This is a genomic window from Glutamicibacter sp. AOP38-B1-38 (genome assembly GCF_052377485.1).
Lineage (GTDB): Bacteria > Actinomycetota > Actinomycetes > Actinomycetales > Micrococcaceae > Glutamicibacter.
In genome coordinates, this window is sequence record NZ_JBQSWU010000006.1 from 101,866 (window position 1) to 121,364 (window position 19,499).

The 19,499-nt window shown below is 60.5% G+C and carries 14 protein-coding genes; 7 read left to right on the forward strand and 7 right to left on the reverse strand.

Annotation, left to right across the window (positions count from 1 at the left end):
• Positions 1 to 306: 306 nt before the first annotated feature.
• Both tcuA and ACT3TP_RS05270 read left to right on the forward strand, forming a co-directional pair.
• Complete coding sequence (gene tcuA, locus ACT3TP_RS05265) at positions 307 to 1,797, forward strand: FAD-dependent tricarballylate dehydrogenase TcuA (protein WP_444615714.1); 1,491 nt, start codon at positions 307 to 309, stop codon at positions 1,795 to 1,797.
• 81 nt (positions 1,798 to 1,878) lie between these two features.
• Positions 1,879 to 2,514 carry a GntR family transcriptional regulator gene (locus ACT3TP_RS05270; protein ID WP_444615713.1) on the forward strand — a complete coding sequence of 212 codons (636 nt, stop codon included), beginning with the start codon at positions 1,879 to 1,881 and terminating at the stop codon, positions 2,512 to 2,514.
• A 301-nt stretch (positions 2,515 to 2,815) separates the two neighbouring features.
• Here the strand turns inward: ACT3TP_RS05270 and ACT3TP_RS05275 are convergent, their stop codons facing one another.
• Genes ACT3TP_RS05275 through ACT3TP_RS05285 form a run of 3 tightly spaced genes read right to left on the reverse strand, consistent with a single transcriptional unit; the run spans position 2,816 to position 5,678 of the window.
• Positions 2,816 to 3,448, reverse strand: coding sequence for a LutC/YkgG family protein (locus ACT3TP_RS05275; RefSeq protein WP_444619728.1), 633 nt, complete (start codon positions 3,446 to 3,448; stop codon positions 2,816 to 2,818).
• Complete coding sequence (locus ACT3TP_RS05280) at positions 3,445 to 4,896, reverse strand: LutB/LldF family L-lactate oxidation iron-sulfur protein (protein ID WP_444615721.1); 1,452 nt, start codon at positions 4,894 to 4,896, stop codon at positions 3,445 to 3,447. The genes ACT3TP_RS05275 and ACT3TP_RS05280 overlap by 4 nt, the downstream gene beginning before the upstream one ends.
• 17 nt (positions 4,897 to 4,913) lie before the next feature.
• Entirely contained in the window at positions 4,914 to 5,678 is a 765-nt protein-coding gene (locus tag ACT3TP_RS05285; RefSeq protein ID WP_096283187.1) for a (Fe-S)-binding protein, read from the reverse strand.
• Positions 5,679 to 5,789: 111 nt separating this feature from the next.
• On the opposite strand from ACT3TP_RS05285, the gene ACT3TP_RS05290 reads away from it, so the two are divergent.
• The 3 genes from ACT3TP_RS05290 to ACT3TP_RS05300 all read left to right on the forward strand — a co-directional run bounded on the left by ACT3TP_RS05290 (position 5,790) and on the right by ACT3TP_RS05300 (position 11,641).
• A complete protein-coding gene (locus ACT3TP_RS05290) occupies positions 5,790 to 7,502 on the forward strand; it encodes an L-lactate permease (RefSeq protein ID WP_096283186.1) in 1,713 nt (570 codons plus the stop codon).
• Between the two features lie 28 nt (positions 7,503 to 7,530).
• On the forward strand, positions 7,531 to 8,238 hold the full coding sequence (locus ACT3TP_RS05295; protein ID WP_444619730.1) for a FadR/GntR family transcriptional regulator: 708 nt from the start codon (positions 7,531 to 7,533) through the stop codon (positions 8,236 to 8,238).
• Positions 8,239 to 8,440: 202 nt separating this feature from the next.
• Entirely contained in the window at positions 8,441 to 11,641 is a 3,201-nt protein-coding gene (locus ACT3TP_RS05300; protein ID WP_444615712.1) for a DEAD/DEAH box helicase, read from the forward strand.
• Between the two features lie 6 nt (positions 11,642 to 11,647).
• On the opposite strand, the gene ACT3TP_RS05305 is transcribed toward ACT3TP_RS05300, so the two are convergent.
• Positions 11,648 to 12,091: a MarR family winged helix-turn-helix transcriptional regulator gene (locus tag ACT3TP_RS05305; RefSeq protein ID WP_176484056.1), complete on the reverse strand. Its 444-nt coding sequence runs from the start codon at positions 12,089 to 12,091 to the stop codon at positions 11,648 to 11,650.
• Positions 12,092 to 12,260: 169 nt separating this feature from the next.
• Here ACT3TP_RS05305 and ACT3TP_RS05310 point away from each other — a divergent pair, with 169 nt between their 5' ends.
• Positions 12,261 to 13,058, forward strand: a complete 798-nt coding sequence (locus ACT3TP_RS05310; RefSeq protein WP_444615711.1) for a dioxygenase family protein — start codon at positions 12,261 to 12,263, stop codon at positions 13,056 to 13,058.
• 422 nt (positions 13,059 to 13,480) lie between these two features.
• Entirely contained in the window at positions 13,481 to 15,289 is a 1,809-nt protein-coding gene (locus ACT3TP_RS05315; RefSeq protein WP_096283181.1) for an L-lactate permease, read from the forward strand.
• Between the two features lie 176 nt (positions 15,290 to 15,465).
• On the opposite strand, the gene ACT3TP_RS05320 is transcribed toward ACT3TP_RS05315, so the two are convergent.
• The 3 genes from ACT3TP_RS05320 to ACT3TP_RS05330 all read right to left on the reverse strand — a co-directional run bounded on the left by ACT3TP_RS05320 (position 15,466) and on the right by ACT3TP_RS05330 (position 19,467).
• Positions 15,466 to 16,407 carry an AEC family transporter gene (locus tag ACT3TP_RS05320; protein ID WP_096283180.1) on the reverse strand — a complete coding sequence of 314 codons (942 nt, stop codon included), beginning with the start codon at positions 16,405 to 16,407 and terminating at the stop codon, positions 15,466 to 15,468.
• A 126-nt stretch (positions 16,408 to 16,533) separates the two neighbouring features.
• The gene (locus tag ACT3TP_RS05325) at positions 16,534 to 17,862 is read right to left on the reverse strand and encodes an enolase C-terminal domain-like protein (protein ID WP_444619732.1); all 1,329 of its coding nucleotides are present in this window, start codon (positions 17,860 to 17,862) and stop codon (positions 16,534 to 16,536) included.
• 3 nt (positions 17,863 to 17,865) lie between these two features.
• Positions 17,866 to 19,467 carry an aldehyde dehydrogenase (NADP(+)) gene (locus tag ACT3TP_RS05330; RefSeq protein WP_444619734.1) on the reverse strand — a complete coding sequence of 534 codons (1,602 nt, stop codon included), beginning with the start codon at positions 19,465 to 19,467 and terminating at the stop codon, positions 17,866 to 17,868.
• Between the last annotated feature and the right edge of the window lie 32 nt (positions 19,468 to 19,499).

Consider the following 19,499-nt stretch of genomic DNA (forward strand, 5'->3'; position numbering starts at 1 on the left):
CTAGGCGTCGAGCAATTCATTGTTCGATGCTGAGGCCGGGCAGAGGTCCATGGGGCCGCACCGGTGAGGACCCGCCGGGCATGAATTGGTCGAACTGAAATCGCGGTCCGGTGCCGCTGTCCGTCCGGCGTATCGCTATTGCCGGAAGTAGCACTGGAACTATTTGCAGAATTTAGTGGTTTTTAATGTTCTTTTGTGTATACACTAATTAGGAATCAACGTTCAGACGTCGAATTCGACTCCGCTTCGTGTGGTCTTCACGCGGTCGGAACTGCTGAATTCAAGAATTCCGAAAGGTCACCAGATATGACTACTCCAGTCCAGGGAAAATCCACTAACGTTGCTGACGTTATCGTCGTCGGCGGAGGCAACGCGGCCTTCACCGCCGCACACGCTGCGGTCACGCGCGGCCGCAAGGTCCTGCTGTTGGAAAAAGCTCCGAAGGATCAGTTCGGCGGAAACAGCTACTACACCGCCGGCGCCACCCGCATCGCGCATAACGGTCTGGAAGACCTGCAGGACTTCATCGAATTCGACGAGCGCCACAAGCTCTCCGAGGTTCCTCCCTACTCCGCGGAAGACTACGCGGGCGACATGGCGAAGGTCACCGAGGGGCGCAATGACAAGGAACTGACCGAGGTTCTTGTCACCGAAGCAGCACCGGGCTTGCGTTGGCTGAAGTCCCTGGGGCTGAAGTACCGCCTGATGTACGAGCGCCAAGCGTACTCCCGCGAAGATGGCACCTTCCTCTTCTGGGGCGGGCTGCATGTCGGAAACGTGGACGGCGGCGAAGGGTTGATGAAGGATCACCTTGCGGTGGCCGAAAAGCTTGGCACCGAGGTCCGCTTCGAGCAGGACGTCTTCGCGCTGATCGTTGAAGACGGCACGGTCAAGGGTGTCAAGGTCCGCCAGAGCGACGGCAGCGTGCAGGAACTGCGCGCCGAGTCGGTCGTCCTGGGCGCCGGTGGCTTCGAAGCCAACCCTGAGCTGCGCAAGGAGCACTTGGGTGAGGGCTGGGAGAACGCGAAGGTCCGCGGCACCCCATACAACCACGGTGCAATGATCCAGGCAGGACTGGAGATCGGCATTGCCAAGGGCGGCGACTGGAGCACCTGCCACTCGGTGCAGTGGGACGCATTCACCGCGAAGAACGAATCGAACCGCGAACTGACCAACCGCCTGACCCGCCAGTCCTACCCGCTGGGAATCATCGTCAACAACCTTGGCGAGCGCTTCCTCGACGAAGGTGCGGACTTCCGCAACCTGACCTACGCCAAGTACGGCCGCGAAATCTTGAAGCAGCCGGATTCTGTCGCCTACCAGATCTTCGATGCAAACTTGCGTCCGATGCTGCGCAGTGAAGAATACGAGATGCCTGGCATCTCCGAAGTTGTTGCCGATACCGTCGAGGAACTGGCCCAGAAGATCAACGTCGACGCCGCCTCGCTGGCCAAGACCATCACCGAATACAACGGTGCCATCGACACCAGCATCCCGTTCGATCCGAACGTGCTGGATGGCCGCGCCTCGAAGGTCACCCCGGTGAAGAGCAACTGGGCCACCCCGTTGGCCACCGGTCCGTTCTACGCCTACCCGGTCACCTGCGGCATCACCTTCACCTTCGGTGGGCTCAAGGGCGACACCGAGGGCCGCGCGCTGAACGAAGAAGGCCAGCCGGTACCGGGCCTGTTCGTCTGCGGCGAGATGCTCGGTGGACTGTTCTCGGCGAACTACCCAGGTGGTTCGGGTCTTGCCGCCGGTGTCGTGTTTGGCCGCCGAGCCGGTAATCTGGCCTAAGGCAAGGTGCAGTTCCCTCGTACGCGGTGCCGCGTACGAGGGAACTGCAGATCACTACTATTGGACGCAGAACGGCGGGGCATGGCGAAGATCGATTCGGAAACGATTCACGCGCAGTTGAAGGAAGACCTGCTGCGCGGTGCCTTCGCGCCCGGAGATCCGCTGCGTGAGGTCGCGCTGGCCGAACGCTTCGGCGTCTCGCGCACCCCGGTGCGCGAGGCGCTCACCCGGTTGCTGCATGAGGGGCTGCTCGAACGCCGAGCCCGCGGATTGTTCGTGCGCGAAATTGACCCGGAGCAGATCATGCAGGTTTACGACCTGCGCATCATGCTCGAAGGGCAGGCCGCTGCGGAGGCCGCGCGGAGCCGGACCGACCCGGACCTGGTCAGGCTCGAAGCGCTCGTTGAACGGGATCGCGCGCTGGTCGATCCCGATGATTCAACGCGTTTGCTGACAAATATCGAGTTCCACCGCTCGCTCTGGCGTGCAGCGCACAATCCGGTGCTCGAAGACCTGCTGGAGCGCTTGGCAACGCATCAACTGCACGCCCCAACCTCGACGCTTTCGGTGGGATCGCGCTGGGCCGACTCCCTCGATGAGCACCAGCGCATCGTGGAGCTGATTAGCGAGCGCCGCTCGGACCAAGCGCAGGAGCAAGTCCGGGCGCATATGTCGACGGCCAAATCGATGCGCTTGAAAATGTTCTCGCACCTCTAGGAGATTCGCCCATAAATCCCGCCACTGGCGGGATTTTTTAGGTTTAACGTACCCTCTCGGGATAGCGCGAGCGCGCTAGCTGCCAGATGCCGCCAGCGGTGGAACCACGGCACAGAGCACCCGGCGAGGCATAGCTTGGATCTGGTTACCGGACAGGAGAATGCTTCGGCATGGCCCGCCGAGCCGCCCAACAAAATGGCAGTGGCAACAACAGCCGGCGCCGATTAATAGACTCGTGGCCGGATCCCCTTGGAATTTTAGGAACGGGATCCGGCCACGATGGCTTTAGTGAATGTGTTTGCTACAGCCCGCGCACCAGCAGCACGTCCAGGGTGCGTGGACCGTGCACGCCCTCCACTCGCTCCAGCTCGATATCACTGGTGGCCGACGGCCCGGAGATCCAGGTCAACGGGCGGGTGATGGTCAGCCGGGGCATTGCTTCGGGGAGCAGCTGCACGATGCTGGACACCGGAACGATGCACAGATGATGGTCCGGGACCAATGAGATCGCGCGGCGCCCCTGATTCGGCTCGCCGTCGAGGATGATGGTTCCGGACTCGGCGATGGTCACCTGCGAGGAGGTCACCACGGCGCTGGTCTCATCCAGTTCGGCAACCGTAAGCCGTGACCCTGGGGCATCGGCAATCTGGGCGACACCCTGCGGCAGGTCAGCCAGCCACCGCTGATCCAGCCCATGCGGGAAGACGACCGAATTGGCGTCCTTCAGTTTCGCGGCAACAAACTCGGGAATCTGCGCGTTGTCGATGACATCTACGCCCGCCTTGTAATCGACCAGCCGGTCTACCAGCATCTCGATGAGCTCTTCCTCGGACATCTGCGAGGAGGTACGGTACTCGCGGGGAGTTTCCTCGGCTACCGGCGCATCTGACAGCGCCGAACGGATGCGGCCGAGGATTTCTTCTTTGGCGCTCACTTGGACTCCTTTTCGTCGCTCCACCAGTCGCGGAAGGACTTGTTCGGTGGGGCAGGGATATCGCGGCTCTGCGTCCAGCCGGCCGCGATGCCCGGAAGCTTCTTGATCTTCTTGTCCTTGCCGGCCATCAGGCGGCCCAGCGGCAGAGCTTTTTCAAGCAGCCCCAGGTTCTTGCCCTTGCCCAGCGCCCAGGAACCACCCTTCATCAGCAGGTCCATTTGGGTGGGGATCTTATGCGTCTCGCGTTTGGCATCCACGTCTTCGCCGCGCAGGTGCACGAGGATCTCGGGGATATTGATCTTCACCGGGCACGCGTCGTAGCAGGCGCCGCACAGCGAGGAAGCATAGGGCAACGAACCGTTGTCCTCTGCCTCGATGCCGGTCATCAGCGGGGAAAGAATCGCGCCAATCGGGCCGGGGTAGGTCGAACCGTAGGCGTGCCCGCCGGTGCGTTCGTACACCGGGCACACATTCATGCAGGCCGAGCAGCGGATGCAGTTCAGCGCGGTGCGGCCAAATCGGTCCGACAGGGCGCGGGTGCGACCGTTATCCAGCAGCACGATGTGCACATTCTGCGGTCCGTCGTCGGCGCTGGCCCCGGTCCACAGCGAGGTGTACGGGTTCATGCGCTCGCCGGTGGAGGAACGTGGAAGCAGCTGCATGAAGACTTCGAGGTCCTCCCACTTCGGCAGGACCTTCTCGATGCCCATGACGGTAATCAGGGTTTCGGGAAGGGTCAGGCACATGCGGCCGTTGCCCTCGGATTCCACGACGCCTAGGGTGCCGGTATCTGCCAGGGCGAAATTCGCACCGGAGATCGCCACCTTGGCGGCCAGGAACTTCTTGCGCAGATGCGAACGGGCTGCCTCGGCCAGCTTGGCCGGCTCATCGGTGAGCTCCGGGTCCACCGAAGGCATTTCCTTCAAGAAGATATCGCGCACCTCGGTGCGGTTCTTGTGGATGGCCGGAACCAGAATATGGCTTGGCTTGTCGTTGCCCAGCTGAACAATGAGTTCGGCGAGGTCTGTTTCGAAGGCCTCGATGCCCTGGGTCTCAAGATATTCATTCAAGCCAATTTCCTGGGTGGCCATGGACTTGACCTTGACCACCTCGGTGGAGCCGGTTTCCTTGACCAGCCCGGTGACGATCTTATTGGCCTCGGTCGCATCCCGTGCCCAGTGGACGGTGCCGCCACGGGCGGTGAAGTTCTTCTCGAACTGAAGCAGCAGCTCTTCGACATTTGCCATCGCGTTGTTCTTGATGGCCGAGCCGGCATCGCGCAGCTCTTCCCAGTCGGAAAGTTCACCGACAACCTTCACCCGCTTGTCGCGAATGGTGTGGGTGGCATGGCGCAGGTTCTTGCGCATCTGGGTGTTGCCCAGCTCGCGGTGCGCGGCCTGGGGGAATGGCTCTTCTTCGAAAAGGTTGCCATGTCCCGCCGCTGGCATGCCGAGGAATACCTGAGTCACAGGGTCACCGTCTCTTCCATGGTGCTGGCCAGGATATCGGCCAGGTGCAGGGTCTTTGGTTTGGCTCCGGTGCGTGAAAGTCCGCCTCCGATGTGCATCAGGCAGGAGGCGTCGCCCCCGGCGCAGGCCGAAGCACCGGTGGAGCAGATGTTCTTCATCTTGTCTTCGAGCATGGCGGTGGATACGTCGGCGTTTTTCAGCGAGAAGGTCCCGCCGAAGCCGCAGCACTGATCCGCTTCGGGAAGTTCCTCGACGGTAATGCCTCCCACGGTTTTCAGCAGGTCCAGCTGGCGGTCGCCAAGCCCCAGCGAGCGCTTGCCGTGGCAAGAAGGATGATAGGTGATGGTGTCCGGGAAATAGCTGCCCAGCTGCTCGGCGGCGTTGCTCACGCCGAGCACGTCAACCAGGAGCTGCGAGAGCTCATAGGTGCGCTTGCCGACGGCAACCGCTCGTTCCTTCAACTCGGGCTTGCCGAGCCGCTCTGCCAGATACGGGTGCTGGTGCTTAACGGAGGCAACGCAGGAACCCGAAGGAGCTACCGCGACATCGTAGTCGTCGGTGTCAAAGGCATTGATGTGGTTTTCGACCACGGGCAGGGCTTCAGGCATGTATCCGGAATTGATATGCATTTGCCCACAGCAGGCCTGGGCCTTGGGGAAAATGACTTCATGGCCCAAGCGTTCCAAGATTTTGACGGTCGACTTGGCGGTTTCGGGGTACATGGCATCCACGATGCATGTGGCAAAGAGAGCAATCCGCATAGTAAATAACTCTTTCGAAGTGTGGTCTGACCATACTATGTGTTCATCTTTGGATAAGTCAAGATTTGTTGTGATCGTACTCACCTTGTAATCTAGGTGGTCGGACCACGTATGGTCAGACCAACTTCGAGTAAGGACGCCCACACCGTGTTTACACCCTCCACAGATCCAGTTGCGGGAAGTGTAGCGATCTCAGCACTTGTTGCCTTGATCCCTCTTCTTACCTTCTTTGTTTTGCTGGCAGTAATCAAGACCAAAGCACATATAGCCGGGCTAGGCTCGCTGGCAGTCGCCATCATCATCGCGATCTTTGGTTGGCATATGCCGGTTGGCATGGCGTTGAACTCCGGGGTGATGGGCATGGTCTTCGGTGCCTTCCCGATCGTCTGGATCGTGGTGATGGCCATCTTCCTCTACCAGGTGACGGTGAAGTCCGGACGCTTCGAGGATCTGCGCCGGGTCTTTGATGTGATTGGTGGTGGCGACGTCCGCATCCAGGCCGTGCTGATCGCCTTCTGCTTCGGTGGGCTGCTCGAAGCACTGGCAGGTTTCGGCGCTCCGGTGGCAATTACCGCAACCATGCTGCTGGCTTTGGGTCTGGCTCCATTGCGTGCGGCCTGTGCCGTCTTGATCGCCAACACTGCCCCGGTTGCCTTCGGCGCAGTTGCCATCCCGATCACCACCGCCGGTGCCCTGACCGGAATCCCGGCCACCGAAATCGGCGCGGTTGTGGGCCACCAGTCACCACTGCTGGCCCTCTTTGTCCCGTCGATTCTGGTCCTGGTTATCGACGGCTGGCGTGGTATGCGCCAGACTCTTCCGGCGACCCTGACCATCGGCATTTCCTTCGGTGTGGCCCAGTGGCTTTGCTCGACCTACTTCTCCTACGAGCTGACCGATATTGTGGCCTCGCTCGTCGGCTTGGCCGCCGCAGTGATTCTGCTTCGCTTCTGGACTCCAAAGGGTGCCGACGAGGCGCGAGCGCGGGTGCTGACCCCGGAGGCTGCTGCCGAGCCGGTGGAGCATAACAAGAAGCTGCACGCCAACAACACCTGGATGGCTTTGTTCCCGTACCTGCTGGTGATCGTGATCTTCGGTATTGCCAAACTGTGGAAGCTGGGCGTTGATATTCCGGCGTGGCTGGCCAGCACCGATATCAAGTTCGGCTGGCCAGGATTGCATGGCAGCGTGGTCGACGCAGCGGGCGAGGCGGTAGCCTCGACGATTTACAACTTCTCCTGGCTGTCCTCCCCGGGCACACTGCTGTTGATCACCGGTGTGATCGTTGCATTCGTCTACTCGCGCAACACCGGCAACGGCAAATACGCCATGACCTTCGGCGAAGGCCTGGCAGAAGTCGGCAAAACCATGTACAGCATGCGTTACGCGGCCCTGACCATCCTCTCGGTGCTCGGCCTGGCCTATGTGATGAACCTGTCCGGCCAGACCATCACCGTGGGTACCTGGCTCGCCGGTGCCGGCGGCGCCTTCGCTTTCCTTTCCCCGATCCTGGGCTGGATCGGCACCGCCGTGACCGGTTCGGATACCTCCGCCAACGCGCTGTTCGCCAAGCTGCAGCAGACCGCCGGCGTCAACGCCGGCATCGACCCGACCTTGCTGGTCGCAGCGAACACCTCCGGTGGCGTGGTCGGCAAGCTCATCTCCCCGCAGAACCTGGCAATTGCCGCCACCGCGGTAAAGATGGAAGGCCAGGAATCGGTGATCCTCAAGAAAGTTGCCGGCTGGTCCGTAGGCATGCTGCTGGTACTGTGTACCCTGGTTTACCTACAGTCCACGCCGATTTTGTCGTGGATGCTTCCGTAATCTAGTTCAAGGCTAAAATGGTCTTCTGATGTCTATTACTCCAGCCCCGCGTGCGTACCAGGTCGTCCTTGAGTCAATCGAGGCAGACCTCCGTTCCGGAAAACTCGCCATAGGGGACCAGCTCCCCGGCGAGCGTGCGCTCGCGGAGCAGCATCAGATTTCCAGGGCATCGGTTCGCGATGCCATCCGCGTGCTGGATGTGCTGGGCTTGGTCAGAACCTCGACGGGTTCCGGCCCGAACTCCGGCGCTGTCATCATCTCCAACCCGTCCGCGGGTATTTCTCAAGCTTTGCGCATGCACTTGGCTGCGAAAGGCATCAACGTTCGCGAAATAGTTGAATCCCGAATCTTGATGGAAACCTGGGCCGCCCAGATGAATCCGCGAAATCCGGCGCATGCCCAGCAGGTCATTGACCGCACCGCGGTGTTGATCATGCGCATGGATGACCCGCAGCTTTCCCGCGACGCGTTCCACCGGATCGATGCCGAATTCCACGTGTTGCTGGCCTCCATGGCGGGAAATTCGGTGGTGGAGACCATGATGGAATCCTTGCGAAACTCGATTAGCCACTACGTCTCCGAATCAATTCCTGATGACGAGTCGTGGCAGCTGATCGTGCGCGTGCTCCGCCGCCAGCACAAGGCCATTCACCACGCTTTCGCCACCAACCAGCGTGAACGTGCAGCGCAGTTGTTGGAAGAACACATCACCTGGTTCTATTCGCAGACGCGCTAGGGCAAAAGGATCAACCCGGTAGCTATCCCTCAAGGGGAAAGCTACCGGGTTTGCTTGTCGAAGTTTCAATGAATGGCACGGCATGAATTCCAGCGGAATTCGGCGTTGCATCAGTGGCCGAGGGTACGAGGTATTTTGTCGGGCAAGCAAATAGACTTGAGCTACCGCTTCCCTTGGACCTGAGCTGCAACGAATGGTGGACATGGAATACACGCTGTCTTTTCCCGAGCTGAACCGGTATTTCGCTGCCCGAACGATGATGGAGGGCAGCCTCATCCATTCGTCGGGTGAGGTGAACCCGTACCGCTGGGTGCAGACCGGCGGGATGAGTCGTGTCCACGCCGACGTGGCCGACGCCGATGCGTTCATCCAGCTGGAACTGAATAATGGAAAAGTCCACTATGTTTTTAACTGCTCGGCCAAGGAACTGGACGGACCGTGCAAGCACATCGCCGCGCTGGGGCTGTACCTGACGCGCAACCCGGATGAAGAACTGACGGTCAGCGACGACTCCAGCCTCAACCCCCATGACGGGTCGAGCCCGCGGCCGATTCCGCACTGGCAACGATCCTTGCAAGCACTCTTGCCCGTGGCGGAACCCGAGGCCGATATCCTGGCGCTGGGCATGCTGGTCTCGGTAGTTCATGAACGATATCGGCATGCCGAGTCCTATGACATCAAAGTGCGCCCGGCCCAACCGGGTAGCCGCTCGCCCTGGGTGCAAAGCGGCGTCTCATGGGCGAATCTGCAACATGACAAGCGTTTCGATGAGACTCAACGCAAGGCGATGATGGAGTTGCACGCTCTGACGCTGCGACAGGGCGAAGCCTACTATTACAATCATTGGGGCAACGATTGGGTAACCCTCAACGCCCTGCCCGGTGAAGAGCTGGCGCACTGTCTGAAAAGCATCCGCGACTCGGGTGTCGCGATCGTGGCCGCCAAGACGAAGGAACCCCTCGACTTCCCGCAATCACCTGCGACGGGTTTTGTCGATTTCAGGCAAGGCCCCACCGGGCTTACCCTGGATCCCAAGATTTCGGCTCCGGAGGGATTCCCGAAATCCATGATCGCGCTGGGCAGGCCACCGGCCGCGGCCGTGTTCTCTGACGGGGCACCGGACAAGGGCGGCTCCTTGCACCTTGCCTGCTTCGAACCGGCGATTACCAACGAGCTCATAGATCTTATCCGCAATGGTCCGGTGGAAATTCCGGCGGATCAGATATCCGATTTCAACCAATCGTTCTTGTCCCGGTTGCGTCTCGTTGCGCCGCTGAGCAGCACCGATGGAAGTTTCGACGTACCGGAACCGGCGCGGCCAATGCTGCGGCTCGAACTGCGGCATTCGCGCAACGAACTGACCGGAGATTTCTCCTGGCAGTATGCCGATGCGGGGGTACGCCAGCGGAAAACCGAACGACTGATCGTGCGCAGCATCCTGGACAAAGTCGGTTCCGAGCACCCTCTGGTGCAGACGAACACGGGAAGCTTCGCAGCACTGCGCCTGGACACCAGCGAGAGCATCGATTTTGTGCTTGATACCTTGCCATTGCTGCGTGAGCACCCCGATGTGCACGTCGACGAGCAGACCGCAGTCCCCGAGTACCGAGTCGCCGAGGGGCAAGCCGTGGTAAGCATCGGGGCCGGCGAATCGAGCAACGATTGGTTCGACCTGGACGTCGATATCAAGCTTGCCGACCAGAATATTCCCTTTGTCGAGCTATTCAGCGCGCTCAGCGCCGGGGATGACTACCTGGTGCTGGAAGACGCTCGGGTGGTTCCCATCGATGGCGAAGAGTTCCATGTCTTGCGCCAGCTCATTGCGGAAGCCGGTGAACTGGCGCAAAGCACATCCTCGGGAGTGCGAATGCACCGGTTGAGCATTGACTGGTGGCAAGAACTGGTAGCGCTGGGCATTATCGAAGCTCAGGAAAATGAGTGGCTCACCGCGATGGCGAAACTGACCGGGGCGGATGGTCCGGAGCCGGTGCAGGTCACCGAATCCTTCACCGCCACCTTGCGCGACTATCAGCAGCAAGGGCTCAACTGGTTGGATTTCTTGCGCCGCCATCAGTTGGGCGGTGTGCTCGCGGACGACATGGGACTGGGTAAGACGGTTCAGTTGCTCGCCGCACTGGACAAAGCCCGTCACGAGGATCCGGAGGCCAAATATCTGGTGGTCGCGCCTACCTCGGTGGTAGGCAACTGGGCGAGCGAGGCGGCCAAATTCACGCCGCAGCTTCGCACCACCGCGCTGGGCGAGACAAGCACCAAGCGCCGCTCGAGCGTGGCAGAAGCAATCGGCGATGCGCAGCTGGTGATCACCAGCTACGCAATTTTCCGGCTGGATTTCGAGCGCTTTGAAGCGATGGGCTTTTCGGTGCTGATTCTGGACGAAGCGCAAATGGTCAAGAACCACGCTTCCAAGGGATATAAGCAGGTGCGCCAGATTCAAGTGCCGTGCAAGTTTGTGGTCACCGGCACTCCGGTGGAAAACAACCTCTTGGAACTCTGGGCGCTGACTTCACTAGCCGCGCCCGGCCTGCTCGGTGGGCTCAAGGCCTTCAAGGACAGCTATTCCAAGCCCATCGCTTCGGGGGATGGCTCGCGAATGCAACGGCTGAAGAGCAGGTTGCGTCCGTTTGTCCTGCGCAGGACCAAGGAACAGGTGGCCAAGGACCTTCCGGCGAAGACCGAACAGGTCATTTACGTGGATCTGGAATCGGCGCACCGCAAAGCCTACGACCGGCGTTTCCAGCGTGTTCGCCAGGAAGTGCTGGGTCTGGTGCAAGACGTGGATTCCAACCGGTTCAAGATTTTGCAGTCGCTGACCTTGCTTCGCCAGCTTGCCTTGGATCCCTCGCTTGTCGATGAAGGGACCGGCCCAAGCGCGAAACTTGAACTGCTGCATTCGCTGCTGGAAGACGCGGTGGCCGAAGGCCATAAGATCTTGGTCTTTAGCCAGTTCACCTCGTTCTTGTCCAAGGCACGCGGCGTTGCCCTGCACCTTGGCTTTGAAACCGGCTACCTGGACGGAAGCACCAGCGGGGCAAAGCGCCGAGAGCTCATCGAGGATTTTGGGCTCGGCAAATTCCCGGTCTTCTTCATCTCGCTCAAGTCCGGAGGGTTCGGCATTAACCTCACCGCAGCGGACTACTGCATTTTGCTGGATCCGTGGTGGAATCCCGCGGCCGAAGCCCAGGCTATCGACAGGGCGCACCGCATCGGTCAGGATAAGCCGGTGTATGTGTACCGGTTGGTTGCGAAGGACACCATTGAAGACAAGGTCCTGGCTTTGCAGGCAAGGAAGACCCAGCTCTTCAACGAGGTGCTGGGGGATTCGGACCAAATGGCGGCGGCAGCATCCCTGAATACCGAGGATTTCATGGCGCTTCTCGAGTAACCGGGATTATTGGGGATCTTCGATTTCCTCATTCATACGGTGCAGCAGGTCGGCGAAACGTCGCACATCCGTTTCGTCCCATTCGGACAAGCGGCGGTGAAGCCGCTCGCGCAGGGTATTCCCGCTGACTTTCCAGGCCTCGCGCGCTTTTCCGGTGACCGAAACCAGCTGGGCTCGGCCATCGTTTGGATCCGAAGTACGTGTAATGAGCCCCATGGTCTCAAGCTGCTTGACCATTCGAGAAATGGTGGCCTTGTCCAGTTCGAGGTGTTCGGCGAGGACACCTTGCTGCTGTGCATCGTGGTGAATCAAGAAGGACAGAATCCGGTAGCCCGGTGCCTGCAGCTCCGGATGGATCGCTCTGGCGCGTTCGCGGATTGTTTGGCGGGCGCGAAGCAGGGTGGTGGTGAACTCTTTTTCCACCTCGGAAAGCAGCTTTTCATCGTGCATGGTTACCATTCTAGGTATCTCCGGCCCGGTCATCGACTTTTAGCTCGCAAATAAGACCATGGTGCGGTTGCAGACACCGTGCGCAGGATGCGTTTCGCGGCGGGGTGGTGCCATGGATAACAACGCTAATTACTTGAAGCTTCAATAAACTTGAGTGTATCCTTGTCTCATGACGCAGCCAGCAGAACTCCCTCCAGTCCTATTCCTTAGCCACGGCGCACCGCCATTGGCCGATGATGCCCGATGGACCAGCGAATTAGCTGACTGGTCAGGCGCCATCGAAAAGCCCAAGGACATTCTGATGATCTCCGCGCACTGGGAAAATGCTCCGGTGACGCTGAGTGCCACGCAGCAGAAAAACGAACTTGTCTATGACTTCTGGGGCTTTCCGCAGAAGTACTATGACGTACGCTATGACGCGCCTATGGCTCCAGGCCTGGCTGCCGAGGTTGAGCGGCTGACCGCAATACATGGCCACCACGTGGAACGCGATGAGACTCGCGGGCTCGACCATGGAGCCTATGTGCCGTTGAAGGAAATGTTTCCGGATGCCGACGTTCCGGTGGTGCAAATGTCGATGCCGACCTTGGATCCAGCTGGCTTGTTCGAACTCGGAAAGTCACTGGCCCCGTTACGCGACCGCGGAACGTTGATTGTCGGGTCGGGGTTCACCACCCACAATCTGCGTTGGTTCAATCCTGCCGCGGGAGCCGATTCCACTCCGCCGGCGGCCTCTAGCGAATTCGACCACTGGGCCGAAGAGGCGATGGCGCGCGGAGATGTGGACTCTATCCTAGATTTCATGCACAAGGCGCCGGCGGCACGCGAGGCTCATCCTCGCTCCGAGCACTGGGCGCCGCTGTACGTATCCCTCGGTGCCGCCTATGCATCCGGCGGTATCGACGCGAAGACGGCAATCGACGGCTTCTGGTACGGGCTGTCCAAGCGCTCCTGGACGCTGACCTAAGACTCTGCAAGGCCCCAAGTAGCAAAATAACGATCCCGCGGCCCCTTTGGACCGCGGGATCGTTTTTGGTGCCAGATCAAAGGTGGCGTGACGAGCGGTTTGTGCGCCGTTTCTGTGACGGCAGGCCAATTCGGCTGGAAATATTGAGGCTAAATGTAACTGGATCCAGAGAGGCGGAGCTTGGGGTCCGCAGGTTTTCTGGTGAGGTCAGAACTTCAATGCCCCTTCCCCTCGCGGTCCTCTCGGCGGCTGTGGCACAATCCATTGCGTGACTACCCTCACAATTTATGTGAGAATAGGTTATGCTCTTATGGTCAGACCATAGTGGTCTGACCATAAGGTGATTGGTTTCTCGCACTAAGTGAAGCTGCCTGGACGCAGACTGGAACTCTGCGGAAGTATGGTCAGAGAGGATCAGAAATATGGACAACTTAGCTGTGCTCGCGTTGCTCGCGCTGGCGCCGATATTAGTGGTTGGAGTGTTGCTCGCAGGCTTCCGCTGGCCCGCGAAATTCGCGATGCCGGTCGGATATGTCGTTGCGGTGCTGGTAGCACTGTTCGTCTGGAAAATGGACTTCAGCGGTGTGCTTGCAGCCTCGATTGAGGGGCTCGTCGTCGCGGCAACCATGCTCTACATTGTGTTCGGCGCTCTGCTGTTGCTCGCGACGCTTACAGTTGGTGGCGCAATGTCCACCATCAGGGCTGGCTTCAACAACATTTCTCCTGACCGTCGCGTCCAAGCGGTGATCATCGGCTGGCTATTTGGCAGCTTCATCGAAGGGGCCTCGGGCTTCGGTACTCCCGCCGCCGTGGTCGCACCGTTGCTGCTGGCCTTGGGCTTCCCGGCTATGGCCGCGGTGATGGTGGGCCTGATCATCCAGAGCACGCCGGTGAGTTTCGGCGCGGTGGGCACCCCGATCCTGATTGGTGTCCAGCAGGGGCTCGGTGGCGATCCTGCGGTGGCAGAACGCATCAGCGTGCTGGGCGTGACCATGCCGGAGTTCGTGGGCTCAATCGGACTGCAAGTCGCAATAATCCACGCCATCGTCGGCTTGCTCATTCCCTTGATCATGGTCTGCATGCTCACCGGATTCTTCGGACCGGAACGCCGCTTCCGGGACGGTCTGGCCGTATGGCCCTTCGCCATCTACGCATCCCTCGCCATGACGGTCCCCTCCGTACTTACTGCCCGCTTCCTCGGTCCTGAATTCCCTTCGCTATTCGGCGGGCTGATCGGCCTCGCACTGGTCATGTTTACCTCCAGCCGTGGATTCCTGATGCCCAAGGAAGTCTTCGACTTCGGGCCCAAGGAGACCTGGTCCGAGCGTTGGATGGGCTCCCTCGAATCGGCCAAGGCCGTTGACCTTACCGGGCGCATGGGCGTGCTGCGCGCCTGGGCGCCCTATATTCTGATGGGCACTCTATTGGTCGCGACTCGAGTGATCCCGGATCTTAAAGCATTCCTGACGGGACTGGCGATTCCAGTAGCGGACATTCTCGGCACCGGAATCAGCACCAGTATCCAACCGTTCTACCTTCCCGGCTTCGTGCTTATCCTCGCTTCCGTCTTTGCCTTCGTCTTGCATAAGATGAACGGCGCCCAAATTGCGCGCGCATTCAAGGTGTCGGCAGGGCAGCTCTTTGGCACCGCCGTTGCATTGCTCTTCGCCGTTCCGCTGGTGCGCATCCTGATCCAATCGGGACCGGAACTGAATAATTCGGGGCTCTCCAGCATTCCGGTGACGTTGGCCGAAGGGGCCGCGGCGATTTCCGGGGGCTTCTGGCCGCTTATCGCGCCGTGGATCGGTGCGCTGGGAGCATTCGTGGCAGGCTCCAATACGATTTCGAACCTGACCTTCTCGCAGTTCCAATTTTCCACAGGGGCTCAGATCGGGGTTCCTCCGGAGTCCATTGTGGCGGCACAGGCCATCGGTGGTGCTGGTGGCAATCCAATTTCCATCCATAACATCGTGGCCGCCTCGGCGACTGTTGGATTGCTAGGGCGCGAAGGTGACTTGCTTCGCAAGACGATCCTCGTCACGATCTACTATTGCTTGGCTGGCGGCACACTTTCCTTCCTGTTCATTCACGGGTTGGGGCTGAATGCTGGCACAATCATGTTGGCGGTGCTGCTGATAGCCATCGCGCTGATTGTCCGGTGGATGCTCAAGCAAAAGCCATATGCCGCAGGCAAGCATCCCGGCGCCCATTCGCCGAAGTTCTCAGAATAGAAAAAGCGGAGCCCAGGCAAGCCGGCAATCATGCGGGCTTGCCTGGGCTCGCTCGTGTGCTCTGGGTTTTGCGAATCGACCGCGAACGGCGAGGCAGGAGGCTGCACGCTTTGTCGCTCCCCTTGGACAGGCATGAAAACGGCTGAAGCGCACTTTTCATCTGTGCCCAGCCCAGCCTAGCCCAGCAGGAACGTTGCCAGCAGTACTACCGGGATGGTGAGCAAGGTGCTGGTCAGCACCACTTCTCGGGGCACAGCAACTGGCAGTTTGAACTGCTGGGAGAATAGCAGGACGTTTTGCGCGGTGGGCAGCGCCGCCATGATCACCACGCCGAGAAGCTCGATTCCAGCCAGGCCAAAGACGAATCGGGCCACGAGCCAGGCGAGCACCGGCATGAAAATCACCTTGAACGCGGTCGCCAGATAGATTTCGCCTCGCAGGTCCTTATCGGACAGCGGACGCTGGCCGTACAACGCCATGCCGAAGGCCATTAGCAAGAGGGGGATCGACGCGTCGCCGAGCATTTGCACCGGAGCGTGAATGACTTCGGGCAGCCGCAAGCCAAAGAACGAGAAGACCGCGCCGAGCAAGGTAGCAATGGTGACCGGATTGGCGATGGATTTGAGGATCGTCTTCGCGAGCGGCATATTGCCTGTGTCGCCGCGCGGAGCTCGGGAGACCACCGCAAACATGCACAGGTAGACCGGTGCAATGATCAGCAGCTGCGCAATGAGCACCGAGACCACAGGGTTGGTGCTCCCCACCGCGTACAGGGCCAGCGGCACCCCGATATTTCCGGCGTTTACGTAGCTCGTGGACATGGCCGCGGCGGGCAGGCGATGGGCCGGAGTCTTAAAAACCAGCCTTGCGACCATCGCATACAGCGCACCGGTCAGTACCGCGGTGATCAATGCTATCGGGGTGAATACTCCGATAACCGCATGCAGGTCCGTGCTTGCCAGCAGGGTGAACATCAGCGCGGGGTTGGTGATGTAGAAGATGAGTGGGGTCAGCCCCTGGGCAATTGCCACGCGTTTTCGCGGCAAGGCTATCGAGGTCACCAGGCCGATACCGATGAGGATCAGGACAATGGCAAATCCTTGCAATACTCCTTGCATGTTGCCCTTTCTCGCCCAAAGATGGTGCTGCCAGGTCCGAGGTTATTCACGGCCATGGACGGTAGGGATAAGTATGAAATTATCCCCACCGTCCATGGCACATTATTCAGATTCTACTGCTGCCCGCTAGCGAACCAGGGCGGGACTCTTCGCATCGAAGGTCCAGCCGGGGATCAGATATTGCATGGAGACCGCATCATCGCGTGAGCCCAGTCCGTGTTCGAGATACAGCTCGTGAGCTTCTTGCACCCGATCCATATTCAGCGCGACACCTAAACCTGCGCGCTGCGGAACCTTGATTTCGCCATCTCGAATCAGCAGCGAATCCTCGGTGAGTCCCTGGCCATCCTGCCAAATCCAGTGCGTATCCAGGGCAGTGATCTCGCCCGGCGCCGCGGCGCCGACCTGAGTGAACATGGCTAACGAAATATCGAAGTGGTTATTCGAATGCGACCCCCAAGTCAATCCGAATTCGTCGCAGAGCTGGGCGACGCGCACCGAACTGGACATGGTCCAGAAATGCGGGTCGGCTAGCGGGATATCCACCGCGTTGGTGCGCACCGCGTGAGCCATTTCCCGCCAGTCGGTGGCGATCATGTTCGTGGCGGTTTGCAGTCCGGTGGCCCGGCGGAACTCGCTCATCACCTCGCGTCCCGAGAAGCGCCCCTCCGGACCGCATGGGTCCTCGGCGTAGGCCACGACGCCGGCCATGCGCTTGCCCAAGCGGATCGCGTCCTTCAACAGCCATCCGCCATTGGGATCCAAGGTGATTCGAGCCTCGGGGAAACGCTGCTTCAGAGCGATGACGGCATCGACTTCGGCGTCACCATCCTGAACTCCTCCCTTCAGCTTGAAGTCCTTGAAACCGTAGCGTTGCTGGGCCGCCTCGGCCAAGCGGACAATGGCTTCGGGAGTCATGGCCTCTTCCCGGCGCACGCGCCCCCAGGCATCTGCGCCCTGTGGTTCGCGCAGGTACGGAAGGTCGGTCTGATCCGGGTTGCCCACATAGAACAGGTAGCCAAGCATTGGTACCGCATCGCGCTGCTGCCCGTCCCCTAGCAGCTCGGCCACCGGCACACCGAGGAACTGGCCATGCAGATCCAGCAAAGCGGATTCGAGGGCCGTCACCGCGTGCACGGTGGTGCGCAGGTCAAAGGTCTGCGCACCGCGTCCGCCGGAATCCCGGTCCGCGAAACGGGCAGCGACCTGGCGCAGCAGCGTACGGTATTTCGCGACCGGAGCACCGGTAAGCAGTACCCCGGCTTCCTCGATGGTTGACCGGATCGCTTCGCCGCCGGGAACCTCGCCCAGGCCGGTGCGGCCCTCGGAGTCGGTGATGATGGCGATATTGCGGGTAAAGAACGGGCCATGGGCGCCGGAGAGATTCAACAGCATCGAATCATGTCCGGCGACAGGAATGACCTGAATCGAGGCGATAGTTGGCTGGCTGCTCATCGACTACTCTCCGGTGGTTGTCAGGGTGCCGTCAATGCGTCGGGTCAGGTTCCAAGGGTTGTCCTTGGCGATCGGCCGTGGCAGCAGGGCATTGGGGAAATTCTGGTAGGCGACCGGGCGCAAGAAACGTTCGATGGCCAGCGTACCTACCGAGGTGGTCTGCGGATCGGAGGTGGCTGGGAACGGCCCGCCGTGCACCATTGCGTGGCCCACCTCAACGCCCGTTGGCCAGCCGTTGACCAGGATACGGCCAACCTTGGTTTCCAAGGTCGGGAGTACCGCGGCAGCGGTCTCGTGGTCAGCATCGGTCAGCTGCAAGGCCGCGGTGAGCTGGCCTTCCAACTTTGACAGCGCGGTGACCAGTTCGGCAGCAGAATCGTAGCGAATCACTAGCGAAGCCGCACCAAAGATTTCATCCTGAAGCACCGGATTTTCCAGCAGCTGTTCTACCGAGGAGGAGTAGATGGCAGGTGCCGGTGCATTCTGACCGGCTCCTTCGGTACCGCGACCCAACAGCTCGACGCCCGGCTGGCCGCCTAAGGCCTCGACACCCTGTATCCAGGAGTTGTAGATGCCCTCGGTCAGCATTGTCTGCCCCGCGGTATTCGGAGCCTGGCTGCTGATGGCCTGCGCAAAGGCGTCACCGCCAGCGCCGGTAGGCACGAAGACCAATCCAGGTGCGGTGCACAGCTGACCCGAGGAACCGGAGACAGAACCCAGGTAGGCTTTTGCCTGCGCGGCTGGATCTTCGGACAGCGCACCGGCAAAGAAGATCACTGGGTTGATGGAGCTCATCTCGGCGTAGACCGGAATCGGCTCTGGACGTGCGGCCGCGGTAGCCATTAGTGCCGTGCCGCCCGAACGCGAACCGGTAAATCCAACTGCCTTGATCACCGGATCCGCTACGAGGGCCTGGCCGATGGTCGCGCCCGGACCATAAACCAGCGAGAAGACGCCCGGGTGCAGGCCGAAGTCCGCAACGGCCTTGCTGATTGCCCGACCGACAATCTCGCTAGTGCCAGGATGAGCGTTATGTGCCTTGAAAATAACCGGGCAGCCAGCGGCCAGCGCCGAGGCGGTGTCTCCGCCCGCGGTGGAGAATGCCAGCGGGAAGTTGGAGGCGCCGAAGACCGCAACCGGTCCCACGGCAATCTTGCGCTGGCGAATGTCAACGCGCGGGAGCGGGGCGCGATCGGGCAGTGCCGGATCAACGCGGACCCCATGCTGGTCGCCTTGGCGGATCACCTTAGCGAACAGCCGCAGCTGCCCGGTGGTGCGCCCGCGCTCGCCGGTCAGGCGCGCCTCGGGAAGCCCGGTTTCCGCCATGGCGCGTGCCACCAGCTCGGCACCCACGGCTTCGATGTTCTCGGCAATCGCATCCAGAAAATCCGCGTGCTTCGCGGGCTCCAGCGAGCGGAAGGATTCGAAAGCCTCGGCCGCCGCCGCGGTGGCGATCTTCAGCTGATCCAGATGGATAAGCGAGTAAGCCGGCTCCAGCGGTTCATTGGTGGCAGGGTTGTAGCCGTGTACGGCGCGGCCGTTGCCGGTGGTAGCAGCACCCGCAAGGATTGATTGCCCGCTCAAATTCTGAGTATTGGTGGTCATGTTTACTCCTGATTCGACGTGTTGATTTGCCG

Excerpts from the sequence above, each read along its gene's own strand:
- ACT3TP_RS05290 (WP_096283186.1), top strand. The coding sequence starts at position 5,790 with ATGGTCAGACCAACTTCGAGTAAGGACGCCCACACCGTGTTTACACCC.
- ACT3TP_RS05330 (WP_444619734.1), bottom strand. The coding sequence starts at position 19,467 with ATGACCACCAATACTCAGAATTTGAGCGGGCAATCAATCCTTGCGGGT.
- tcuA (WP_444615714.1), top strand. The coding sequence starts at position 307 with ATGACTACTCCAGTCCAGGGAAAATCCACTAACGTTGCTGACGTTATC.
- ACT3TP_RS05295 (WP_444619730.1), top strand. The coding sequence starts at position 7,531 with ATGTCTATTACTCCAGCCCCGCGTGCGTACCAGGTCGTCCTTGAGTCA.
- ACT3TP_RS05305 (WP_176484056.1), bottom strand. The coding sequence starts at position 12,091 with ATGCACGATGAAAAGCTGCTTTCCGAGGTGGAAAAAGAGTTCACCACC.
- ACT3TP_RS05320 (WP_096283180.1), bottom strand. The coding sequence starts at position 16,407 with ATGCAAGGAGTATTGCAAGGATTTGCCATTGTCCTGATCCTCATCGGT.
- ACT3TP_RS05315 (WP_096283181.1), top strand. The coding sequence starts at position 13,481 with ATGGACAACTTAGCTGTGCTCGCGTTGCTCGCGCTGGCGCCGATATTA.
- ACT3TP_RS05280 (WP_444615721.1), bottom strand. The coding sequence starts at position 4,896 with ATGCCAGCGGCGGGACATGGCAACCTTTTCGAAGAAGAGCCATTCCCC.
- ACT3TP_RS05270 (WP_444615713.1), top strand. The coding sequence starts at position 1,879 with ATGGCGAAGATCGATTCGGAAACGATTCACGCGCAGTTGAAGGAAGAC.
- ACT3TP_RS05300 (WP_444615712.1), top strand. The coding sequence starts at position 8,441 with ATGGAATACACGCTGTCTTTTCCCGAGCTGAACCGGTATTTCGCTGCC.
- ACT3TP_RS05285 (WP_096283187.1), bottom strand. The coding sequence starts at position 5,678 with ATGCGGATTGCTCTCTTTGCCACATGCATCGTGGATGCCATGTACCCC.
- ACT3TP_RS05325 (WP_444619732.1), bottom strand. The coding sequence starts at position 17,862 with ATGAGCAGCCAGCCAACTATCGCCTCGATTCAGGTCATTCCTGTCGCC.
- ACT3TP_RS05310 (WP_444615711.1), top strand. The coding sequence starts at position 12,261 with ATGACGCAGCCAGCAGAACTCCCTCCAGTCCTATTCCTTAGCCACGGC.